Below are 2,286 nucleotides of genomic sequence, written 5' to 3' on the forward strand. Positions count from 1 at the left end.
GGTGTGTGGTGTCCGCGTGAGGTCGGGGGTTCGGCGCCCAGGGCGGGCGGTGTGTGGTGTCCCCGCGGAACCGAGGGCTTGTCGTCCTGGGCGGATGGTGTGTGGCGTCCTTGTGAAGCCGAGGGCTCGTCACCCGGGGCGGATGGTGTGTGGTGTCCGCGTGAGGTCGGGGGTTCGGCGCCCGGGACGGGCGGTGCGTGGCGTCCCCGTGAAGCCGGAGGCTCGGCGCCCAGGACGGGCTGTTCGTGGCCTTGCCGTGTCCCCAGTTCCCGTTCGTCGAGGGCAGCCCGAGCGGGCGGTCGTCCCCACGGGCCTGTGTCGCCTTCGGCGGGGACAAGGGAAGCGGTGCCTCTCCCCGGATCAGCGCCCCCGTCGCCCCACCCGCCGGAGGCGATCTCCCCGCCGGGCGGAAACAGCTGCACCGCCGTCCGACGGGACACCAACGGCACCCGTCGGCAGGCGGCCTCGTGTGCGGCGAATCCCGCGAGGCCGGCCCTGGACGGGCTGTCCACGCCCAGGAGTTGGATGTCCGAGGTGACGCACTCCGGCTCCGCCAACGGGCAGCGCGGGGCGAAGGAGCAGCCGGGGCCCACCGCACCGGGGACCGGGGCCGTGCCCGGGATCGGGGTGAGGGGGACCCGGGCGTCGGGGCGTGGCACCGAGCCGATCAGGCCGACGGTGTACGGCATGCGGGGGCGGGTGAGGACCGCCTCGGTGGGGCCCGTCTCCACGACGCGGCCCGCGTAGAGGACGGCCACGCGGTCCGCCTCGCCCGCGACCACCCCCAGGTCGTGGGTGACCAGGAGCAGGGCCGCCCCCGTTTCCCGGCGGGCCGCGGCGAGGGCCTCCAACACCTGTGCCTGGACGGTGACATCGAGCGCGCTGGTGGGCTCGTCCGCGACCAGGACGTCGGGGCCGTTGGCCATCGCCATCGCGATCATGGCGCGTTGGCGCATACCGCCGGAGAGCTGGTGGGGGTAGGCACGCGCCGCCCACGACGGACGCGGCACCCCCACGAAGTCCAGCAGCTCCACCGCCCGGCGCCGCGCCGACTCCCGCTGCGGGCGCGGCCGTTGGTGGATGCGCAGCGCCTCCGCGATCTGGTCGCCGACCCGCTGCACCGGGGTGAAGGCGTACAGCGGGTCCTGGAAGACCATCGCGATCCGGCGCCCGCGGATCCGCGCCAACTCTCTTACCGGCAGGCCCAGTAGCTCCTCGCCCAGCAGCCGCACCGACCCGCCCACCCGGGCGCCCGCCGGTGCGAGCCCCAGCAGGGCGAGCGCGGTGAGCGTCTTGCCGGTGCCCGACTCGCCCACCAGGCCCAGTACTTCACCGCGCCGCAGGGTGAGATCGACACCGCGCACCACGGGCAACGGGCCGACGGCGACGGTGAGTTGGCGGACCTCCAGGACCGTGGTCACCTGGACAGCCCCGACAAGCCGGTCCGGGAGGGCGCCGCGTCCGGCGTCGTCGGGTCCAGCGCGTCCCGCAGGGCCCCGCCGACGAGGTTGACGGCCAGCACGAACGCGATCAGCAGCCCCGTGGGGAAGAAGAACATCCACGGATACACCAGCACCACGTCGGTCGCGTCCGCGATCAACGTGCCGAGGGAGACATCGGGTGGCTGCACCCCCAGCCCGAAGTACGAAAGACCGGTCTCGCTGATCACCGCCCCGCCCACGGCGATCGTCGCGTCCGTGATCAGGAACGACGCCGTGTGCGGCAGCACATGCCGCCAGATGATCCGCATCGGGGAGACCCCCATCAGCCGTGCCACCACCACGAACTGACGCTCTTTCAGGGAGAGCGTCATGCCGCGCACCGCCCGCGCGGTGACCATCCAGCCCAGCAGCGCCAGCAGCCCGACCAGCGCGATCCAGCCCCACTCGCGCAGTCTCGGCGCGACCACCACCAGCACCAGCAGACCCGGCAGGACGAGCATGAGGTCCACGACGAACATCAGCACCCGGTCGGTCCAGCCGCCGAAGTACCCGGCACAGGCGCCCACCACCGCCGCCAGCACGGTCGAGAACAGCGCCACCAGCAGCCCGATCAGCAGCGACTTCTGCAACCCCCGCACCACCTGGGCGAACACGTCCTGCCCGATCCGGTTCGTGCCCATCCAGTGCCGGGCGTCCGGCGGCTGCCGCAGCGCCGTGTAGTCGACGTCCGTGTGGGTCCACGGGCTGAGAGACGGTCCCACGAAGGCCAGCGCGAACAGCACCAGCAGCACCGCGAGTCCGCACACCGCCCCCGGCCGCCGCACCATCCGCCGCAGCACCGCCC

At 73.4% G+C, this 2,286-nt stretch carries 2 protein-coding genes; both read right to left on the reverse strand.

What is annotated here, in order from left to right; all coding sequences use genetic code 11:
- A partial coding sequence (locus JHN63_RS50225; RefSeq protein ID WP_307782187.1) for an oligopeptide/dipeptide ABC transporter ATP-binding protein occupies positions 1-1,421 on the reverse strand: 1,421 nt, incomplete at its 3' end.
- Positions 1,418-2,281 carry an ABC transporter permease gene (locus JHN63_RS50230; protein WP_200691814.1) on the reverse strand — a complete coding sequence of 288 codons (864 nt, stop codon included), beginning with the start codon at positions 2,279-2,281 and terminating at the stop codon, positions 1,418-1,420. The genes JHN63_RS50230 and JHN63_RS50225, both read right to left, overlap by 4 nt.
- Between the last annotated feature and the right edge of the window lie 5 nt (positions 2,282-2,286).

Source organism: Streptomyces sp. MBT65, assembly GCF_016612545.1.
Taxonomy (GTDB): domain Bacteria; phylum Actinomycetota; class Actinomycetes; order Streptomycetales; family Streptomycetaceae; genus Streptomyces.